Annotated in this window: 4 protein-coding genes and 1 pseudogene; 1 reads left to right on the forward strand and 4 read right to left on the reverse strand. The window is 34.8% G+C overall.

Annotation, left to right across the window (positions count from 1 at the left end; translation table 11 throughout):
* Positions 1-4: 4 nt before the first annotated feature.
* From sufC to AC1EUY_RS11185, 4 genes and pseudogenes are all read right to left on the reverse strand, one after another.
* Positions 5-742, reverse strand: a complete 738-nt coding sequence (gene sufC / locus AC1EUY_RS11170; protein ID WP_480195619.1) for a Fe-S cluster assembly ATPase SufC — start codon at positions 740-742, stop codon at positions 5-7.
* Positions 743-752: 10 nt separating this feature from the next.
* On the reverse strand, positions 753-2,204 hold the full coding sequence (sufB, locus tag AC1EUY_RS11175; protein ID WP_480195620.1) for a Fe-S cluster assembly protein SufB: 1,452 nt from the start codon (positions 2,202-2,204) through the stop codon (positions 753-755).
* Between the two features lie 32 nt (positions 2,205-2,236).
* A pseudogene (locus tag AC1EUY_RS11180) lies at positions 2,237-2,557 on the reverse strand (four helix bundle protein); the annotation flags it as partial.
* Positions 2,558-2,634: 77 nt separating this feature from the next.
* Positions 2,635-2,964, reverse strand: a complete 330-nt coding sequence (locus AC1EUY_RS11185; protein WP_480195621.1) for a HesB/IscA family protein — start codon at positions 2,962-2,964, stop codon at positions 2,635-2,637.
* 504 nt (positions 2,965-3,468) lie between these two features.
* On the opposite strand from AC1EUY_RS11185, the gene AC1EUY_RS11190 reads away from it, so the two are divergent.
* On the forward strand, positions 3,469-9,480 hold a 6,012-nt coding region (locus tag AC1EUY_RS11190; protein ID WP_480195622.1), incomplete at its 3' end, for a lectin-like domain-containing protein.

A 9,480-nucleotide genomic window follows, 5' to 3' on the forward strand; every position in this document is an offset into this window, starting at 1 on the left:
TTAGTTATTTAACCCAATCGTATCCTTTTTCTTCTAACGCTAATGCCAATTCTGCACCACCAGATTTCACAATTTTACCATCATGTAAAACATGTACATAATCTGGAACAATGTATTCTAAAAGTCTCTGATAATGCGTAATTAGAATCACAGCATTGTCTTTACTTTTTAATCGATTTACACCATTTGCTACTACTTTAAGAGCATCAATATCTAAACCAGAATCTGTCTCATCTAAGATTGCTAATTTTGGTTCTAACATCGCCATCTGAAAAATTTCATTTCGCTTTTTTTCACCTCCAGAAAAACCTTCGTTTAGAGAGCGTGATAAAAACTTACGGTCAATTTCTAAAAGTTCGGCAGTTTCCCGAATTTTTTTCAACATATCTTTGGCGGGAAGCTCTTCTTGACCCCTAGCTTTACGGGTTTCGTTAATGGCAGTTTTAATGAAGTTTGTTACAGTAACTCCAGGGATTTCTACAGGGTATTGAAATGATAAAAATACACCTTTATGGGCTCGTTCTTCTGGCGCTAATTCTTCAATGTCTTCGCCATCTAAAGTAATTTCACCTTTAGTTACTTCGTAATCTTCACGACCAGCAATTACCGATGATAAGGTACTTTTACCAGATCCATTAGGTCCCATAATAGCATGTATTTCACCAGCTTTTACCTCTAAGTCAATTCCTTTTAAGATATCTTTATCTTCTATACTTGCGTGTAAGTTTTTTATTGCTAACATATTCTAATTTCTATCCTACTGAGCCTTCAAGGCTGATTTCTAATAATTTTTGCGCTTCAACAGCAAACTCCATGGGTAATTTATTTAATACTTCCTTACTAAATCCGTTAACGATTAATGCAATTGCTTTATCGGTATCTATACCACGTTGATTACAATAGAATAATTGATCTTCACCAATTTTTGATGTTGTTGCTTCGTGCTCTACCTGAGCTGATTTATTTTTAGCTTCTATATATGGAAATGTATGTGCACCGCATTCATTACCCATCAATAATGAATCACATTGTGAAAAATTACGTGCGTTCTCAGCGCGAGGGCTTATTTGTACTAATCCACGATATGAATTTTGCGATTTTCCCGCAGAAATACCTTTAGAGATGATCGTTGACTTGGTATTTTTACCTAAGTGAATCATTTTCGTACCTGTATCTGCTTGCTGATAGTTATTGGTAACGGCAATTGAATAAAATTCGCCAATTGAGTTGTTTCCCTTTAATACGCAACTAGGATATTTCCAAGTAACAGCTGAACCTGTTTCAACCTGTGTCCAAGAGATTTTAGCGTTGGTTTCGCACAAGCCTCTTTTGGTCACAAAATTAAAGACACCGCCTTTACCTTCTTTATCACCAGGAAACCAGTTTTGAACTGTCGAATATTTTATTTCAGCATCATCTAATGCAATTAATTCTACTACTGCAGCATGTAGCTGATTTTCATCACGTTGAGGCGCTGTACAACCTTCTAGGTAACTAACATAACTGCTTTCATCTGCAATAACCAAGGTTCGTTCAAATTGACCAGTCCCGCCTTCGTTAATACGGAAGTATGTAGAAAGTTCCATAGGGCACCTCACACCTTTAGGAATATAACAGAAGGAACCATCACTAAAAACGGCGCTATTTAAGGCTGCATAGAAGTTATCAGTTTTTGGTACAATAGAACCTATATATTTTTTTACTAATTCAGGATGTTCTTGAATCGCTTCAGAAATAGGACAAAATATAATACCTTTTTCAGCTAGGGTTTCCTTGAATGTCGTTGCTACAGAAACCGAATCCATTACGATGTCAACAGCGACACCAGAAAGACGCTTTTGCTCTTCTAATGAAATCCCTAATTTCTCGAAGGTTTTTAATAATTCAGGATCTACCTGATCTAAACTTTCTAATTCTGGCTTTTGTTTAGGAGCAGAATAATATGATATTGACTGAAAATTGGGCTTTTGATAATTTACATTTGCCCATTCAGGTTCTTCCATTTGTTGCCAAATACGAAAGGCATCTAAGCGCCATTCAGTCATCCATTCTGGTTCATTTTTCTTTTCAGAAATAGCACGAACGATATCTTCATTTAACCCAATAGGAAATGTATCAGATTCAATATCTGTATAAAAACCGTACTCGTACTCTTTGGTTTTTAATTCTTCTCTTAAATCGTCCTCGGTATATTTATTACTCATACAATTATTCAAAGATTGAAAAATTAAAAAAATTAATTAATCTCGCTTCTGTTTAAATAGTTAATGAATTTTGATAACTGCTTTGATATTTCTTCAGCTTCATTTATCAATTCTTGTACTCTACTGCTTTCTATTATTTGTAATCGTTCACAAATTCGTAATAAACTTCTTACTTCTCCGCTTGAGCCTTTACTGATATATAAAAACTTAACGAATTGTTTGTTTGACTGTAATTCAAATCCTTCGGCAATATTAATTACAATTGATATTGATGCTCGTTGAATTTGATTTTTGATATTATAATCAAATGTTTTAGAACTTGTTACTTTACAAATTTTGATTGAAAACTCAAATGCTTTTTTGGTAAACTTCTAAATCTTCAAATCGCTTCATTTTCAATTCTTAAATCTTTCAATTTTTTAATAGTTTTTTATAACGAAAAACTCTCTCCGCAACCACAAGTTCTATTAGCGTTCGGGTTGTTAAAAACGAATCCTTTTCCGTTAAGACCTCCAGAATACTCTAGAGTAGTGCCCACTAGATATAAGAAGCTTTTTTTATCAACAATTATCTTGATATCGTTAACTTCAAACAATTTATCACTTTCATGTTGAGTTTTGTCAAAATTTAGTTCATAAGACAACCCAGAACATCCACCACTTTTAACACCTACACGAACAAAATCTTTAGTGGCATCAAAACCGTCTTGCTGCATTAATTCGACTACTTTGTTTTTTGCTGTATCAGAAACTTGAATCATAACTCAATTTTTACAGAAATAATACGGTTTGCAAAGATACATTAAATCATTAGATAATTAAAACAATAAGACTTTACAAAAAAGAATGATAATGTTTATAACCGAAACTAAACTTAAATGCTGTAATTTCAGATAATTTAAAATTTAAATAGGTGATTAATTAAGATTTTTAAAAAGGAGTTATTAACAATTATTCTAGGTTATCAACATAATGTTAACAATTATTTGTCAGCTTTTATATTTGTATAATTTATGAAATATCAGATAGTTGTATTAGTAAAATAACAATCTAAAAATTTCATTGTGAATAACTAAAAATAAGCTAAAAGTTTATAAGAAAAATTGCAATATTAATAAACTACTTGTGTTATATATAATATAATATAGGATTTTTGGTTTTAAGGGTGTTCTAATAGTGGTAGGAGGCTATTAGTATATATTAAAGAAATGTTTTATTGATGTGACCTTTGTCGATATTTTGGGTCTAACATTGTTAAGTAGTGTATGATTAAAAAAATACTAGGTAAACCAAAAAGTAAACTAACCTTGAATTTGTGTAGCAGTAGTAACAGTTTTGTTACAACACTATTCTTTTTATTGGTGGCATTATCATTTATTGATATCAATGCTCAGGAAACTTTTATTGATAATTTTAATGCGACTAGTTATACTAATAATAACGGTACACAAAACTTTGCTGCTGGTTGGGTAGAAAACAACGAAACTACAAATCCCTCTACGGGTCGTATTCAAATTAATAACAATCAACTTCGTTTTCAGGATCTAGATGGTGTTTTTATCACGAGAGATTTAGATTTAAGCCCATATGTTTCAGCGACACTTACTTTAGATTACAATAGAACTGTTGGTGATGAAACTATCTTTGTTTACTTATTTGATGGTTCTAATTATAATGTAATAGCAGCACTCAATGGTACAGGTTCTTTAAGTTATAATTTATCTGCAGCAGAAATTTCAGCAAATTCTTCTATAGCTTTTGGTTCTGGTAGTGGGGGTTGGGGACCTACTGAAACTGTTTTTATTGATAATGTTCAATTTTCGGCAGTTCGGGCATTAATAATGTCAGATGGTGTTACTAATAACTCTTGTAACGATATTTTTTTAGATTCTGGTGGTACAGGTAACTATGCTAATGGTCTCGATATTACATATACTATTTGTCCAGATACACCTGGTGAAGGAGTTTCTGTAAACTTTAATAGCTTTAATACAGAAGGCGGTTTTGATTTTTTACGTATCTATCAAGGTACAGATACTTCAGGAACATTAATAGGTACTTATTCTGGTACATCAATCCCTCCAACGGCAGTCTCGAGTGATGCTAGTGGGTGCTTAACGTTTAGATTTACATCAGATGGTATTGTTAATGGGGCTGGCTGGGATGCTACGATTTCATGTACGCCTTTACCATTACTATTATCAATTAATGATGTTACTGTAGATGAAAGTGCTGGTAATGCAATTTTTACAGTTACATTATCTAATGGCACAGTTCCAGGAGGTTTTACTGTGAATTACGCTACTACAGATGGCACCGCTTTAAGCGGAAGTGATTATATGGCCACCTCAGGTACTTTAATTTTTGCAGGTAATGATGGTGAAAGTCAAACGATAACTGTACCAATTATTGATGATGGTTTTAGTGATAGCGGAGAGACATTTGAAGTAAATCTAAGTGGTCTAAGTACAGGAGCTATTACATTAACAGATCTACAAGGTATTGGTACTATTACAGATACAGACCCTCCAATACAATCTAATGTGCCTTTAACCTTGTTTCAACAATTTAATGGGTACTATGATTATGCACTAACAGGAGGAACATTAAGAACACAGCCAGACGGAACTGATCCTTGTGCTATAACTACAAATTCATCCAATACATTAACATCATCAATACCAGCGACAGCAACTATTGAAAGAGCTTATTTATTTTGGGCGCATTCGGGCGCTACTCCAGATACCCAAGTTACTTTTGAAGGACAATCAGTAAACGCTAGTGTAGTTAGAGGATCTTCTTTTAATGGAGAACCTTTTTACGGAATGATGGGTGATGTAACAAATATAATAACTGGTATAACAAGCCCCTCTACAAATACATATGATTTTTCTGGTTTAACCGTTGATAATTCATTTGATTATTGTAATATAACTGTAGTTTTAGGAGGATGGTCCTTAATGATTTTTTATTCTGAACCCACACTTATAGCTTCAACAATCAATTTATACACAGGGTTTAACGGAGAGAGAGAATCAAGTTCTAGTTTTACGATGTCTGGGTTTTATGCCATAGGTTCTTCAGGTTCAAAAACATCAATACTGGCTTGGGAAGGCGACCAGCTTTTAAATAATAATGAAAATTTAACAGTTACAACTAGCTCTGGAACACATAACTTATTTGGAGATGGAGATAATGATGGCACCCCAATAAATCCATTTAATTCTACAATTTTTGACAATACCGTTAGTCCAATAATAAACAATACTGCATCGTATGGTGTAGATTTAGACACATATAATATTTCTTCGTTTATAGCTCAAGGAGATACTTCGGCCACAACAAATGTACGATCTGGACAAGATTTTGTTATTATGAATGCAGTGGCGTTAAAAGTGCCAAGTAACCTTATAGCGGGTACTGTTTTTGAAGATGTAAATTATGGTGGAGGACTAGGTAGAGATTTAGTAGCAGCAAACGGAATTGCATTAGTAAATGTAACTGTAGAATTATATGATAATACAGGAGCTTTAATTAGTACCACAACAACAGACACAAACGGTAGATATTTTTTTGGCGGAATGGCTAATGGTAATTATCAAGTTAGAGTTGTTAACAACACTATTAACTCAAGTAGAGCAGGTGGAAATTCTTGTTCAACCTGTATGCCAATTCAAACCTTTAGAAAAAATTATAGTACAAGTGGAGGAGGGTTTACAAACGTACCTAATGAAGTTGGAGGAGCCAATCCTTCAGGAGTTGATAGTTCTGTAGGTGTATTGGCTGGAGCACAGTCTATAGCGAATGTATTTATTGATACTGATGGAGTAGATGGATTAGACTTCGGTTTCAACTTTAATACCATAGTAAATACAAATAGTTCTGGGCAAGGTTCTTTAGGTCAATTTATTACTAATTCAAATAATTTAGGTAATACAGTTTTAAACATAGAAGCAAATAGTATTTTTGATCCGGCGGCTGGGGAGGATACTTCGATTTTTATGATCCCTAGTGGAGCTTTAACAGGAGGTATTGCTCAAATAACCCAAACCGCCCAATTACCTGCAATTACTGATGTAAATACACATATTGATGCCAGAACGCAAACTGCTAATATTGGCGATACCAATATAGGAACTGTGGTGGGTATTAATCAACCCGAAATTCAAATAAATGGAGCTTCTTCTGGTGATGTTTTTAGAGTACAAGCTAATGATGTAACTATACGAAATATTGCGATTTATGGAAATGGAAGTGAAGGTATTAGTGTTGAAGCAGGCACAAGTTCTAATCCAACAATTATTACAGAAAACTTTATTGGAGTTAACGCTGATGGAAGTTTTATAAATGCATTAACAAATGGTGTAGAAGTAACTAATAGCGGTTTAACTCAAATTACTACTAATTACATTACACAAAATTCAAATAATGGTATTCGTTTATTAGGTAACAACTCTTCAGTTATAACAAATACTATTTCAAATAATGGTCAAGCCGGAATGGTAGTTGATGGAGGTAATACTTCAGGTAACCTTATTTCTCAAAACTCCATTTTTGCAAACGGAACCGCTGGCAATGCTCTTGGTATTGATATTTCAAATAATGGAGTTTCACTTAATGATAATGGAGATGGAGATAATGGACCTAACGGTACACTTAACTTTCCAGTTTTTGATGGACCTTTTTTAATTGAAGGAGGAAATTTAATCATTAAAGGTTGGGCAAGACCTAATGCAATTATAGAGTTTTTTATTTCAGATATTTCAGAAGGTACTGCTATTAGAGGAGATAACCAAATTGGAGCAAGAACATTAGATTATGGCGAAGGACAAACCTATATAACAACATTGGTAGAAGGTAGTGGTGCTGATTTAAGCTCAGTAACGTCATCTTATACTGTAGATGGAAATAATGATAATACCAATTATTTTGAATTTCGAATTCCTGTCCCAACAGGTGTTTCTTTAGATACAATTATTACTGCTACAGCAACATTAAGTAATACGACTTCAGAATTTTCACCAAATACATTTGTAGATGTAGATAGTGATAATGATGGTATTCCAGATGTTACAGATGTAGATGATGATAACGATGGTATTTTAGATGTTGTTGAATGTGGTTTTCAGAATTTTATGGGAGGTCTAGATGCTGAAAATTATTTTAACTTATCGGGTGATGCCTCAGTTATCTCAGCAAATGAGATACAACTAACTCCTGATGCAGGTGTAAATTTAGGTAGTGCAAATTCAATTTCTACAATTGATTTAAATGAAAATTTTCAAATTTCTTTAGAAGTATTTTTAGGAAATAAAGATAGTAATGGTGCTGATGGAATTGCAATGGTTTTGCATAACGATCCGCTAGGACCAAATGCTATAGGTACTACTAGTGGACCAGGTCTAGGCGCATGGGGTATTCAAAACGGAATAGCTTTTGAATTAGATACTTGGCAAAACGGAGGAACAATTCAAGACCCAGTAGAAGATCATTTTACAATTTGGGATACAGATTCAGGAGTGCCTACTGATACTGGAGATCCAACCACAACTCCTATGACTAATATTATAAGTCCGGTGTTGTTGAATAATTTAGAAGATGGTAATTGGCATTCTTTTTCTGTAGAATGGACTGCGGCTACTAATACACTACAAATTTTTTTAGATGGGGCTTTAATAAATACTATTACAATTGATTTATCATCATCAGCCTATATTGGATCAAATAATGCCTATTTAGCTTTTACAGGAGCAACAGGAGGATTTAGTAATGATCAACGTTTTCGTGTTTTAGGTTTTTGCGATACAGATGGAGATGGAATTCCAAATCGTCTCGATTTAGATAGCGACGGAGATGGATGTAATGATGTAATTGAAGCAGGATTTACCGATCAAAATAACGATGGTATTTTAGGAGAGTTACCAACAACGGTTAATGCAAACGGGCAAGTAACTGGTACAACAGTTGTTGACGGATATACAACACCAGCTGATGGTAATTCAAATACTATTTATGATTTTCTTGAAGTTGGTTCTGTTCCTACAATAGATAATCCTCAACCAGCAAGTCAAACAGTTTGTGTAGGTGGTAATGCTAGTTTTACTGTAAATGCATCAGGTTCAAATCTTGTATATCAATGGCAAGTTGATACAGGTGGCGGATTTACAAATTTATCAAACGGAGGTATTTATTCAGGAGTTGATGGTACAACATTAACAGTTACTGGAGTTACCGAAAGTTTAGACGGTCATCAATATCAAGTTATAGTTACGAATACTGCTTTTGCTTGCGATAATGCTACTTCGATTCCAGCAACGTTAACGGTTCCAGATGTTACCTACACAATTGGAAGTGATAATCCTGATGCTTGTGGAGGTACAGATGGCTCTATTACCTTATCGGGATTAACAGTTGGTGCAACATATACTGTTAATTACTTAGATGATGGTGCGCCAGTAACTGTCAATATTGCTGCGAATGCCTCAGGACAAGTTGTTATTTCTAATTTAGATGCTGGTAGTTATACCAACATTATACCAACATTATCAGGATGCTCAGGAAATTCTTCAAGCGTAACACTTTCTGATCCGCCTAACCCTACAGCTTCAGCAACTAATAATGGTCCTATATGTCCTGGAGCAACGCTAACCTTAAATGAAACTGGCGGTGATGCTGTATCATGGTTATGGTCTTCAGATGGCTCTGCCACTTTTAACAATAATACTTTACAAAGCCCAATAGCTTCTGGATCTGTCAATGGCGAAATCTTCACTGTTCAAGTTACCGATGCAAATGGTTGTGTTAGTACAGCAACGACCACTGTTGTAGTACAAGACAATATTGCCCCAGTAGCAGACACGGCTACCTTACCAGATGTTACTGAGCAGTGTGCGGTAGTAAGTATTACGGCTCCTACAGCAACAGATAACTGTGTGGGTAGTATTACAGGTACTACTACGACGAGCTTCCCAATAACGACGCAGGGCACTACGGTAGTAACGTGGAGTTATGATGATGGCAATGGTAATGTAACGACGCAGACCCAGAATGTTATTATAGATGATACTACGGCCCCAGTAGCAGACACGGCTACCTTACCAGATGTTACTGAGCAGTGTGAAGTAACGGCTATTACGGCTCCTACAGCTACGGATAACTGTGTGGGTAGTATTACAGGTACTACTACGACGAGCTTCCCAATAACGACGCAGGGTACTACGGTAGTAACGTGGAGTTATGATGATGGCAATGGTAATGTAACGACGCAGACCCAGAAT

This window comes from Maritimimonas sp. 2210JD6-3, from assembly GCF_056591795.1.

What these genes read in the sequence shown, in the direction of transcription:
- sufB (WP_480195620.1), bottom strand. Translation starts at nt 2,204, where the DNA reads ATGAGTAATAAATATACCGAGGACGATTTAAGAGAAGAATTAAAAACC.
- sufC (WP_480195619.1), bottom strand. Translation starts at nt 742, where the DNA reads ATGTTAGCAATAAAAAACTTACACGCAAGTATAGAAGATAAAGATATC.
- AC1EUY_RS11185 (WP_480195621.1), bottom strand. Translation starts at nt 2,964, where the DNA reads ATGATTCAAGTTTCTGATACAGCAAAAAACAAAGTAGTCGAATTAATG.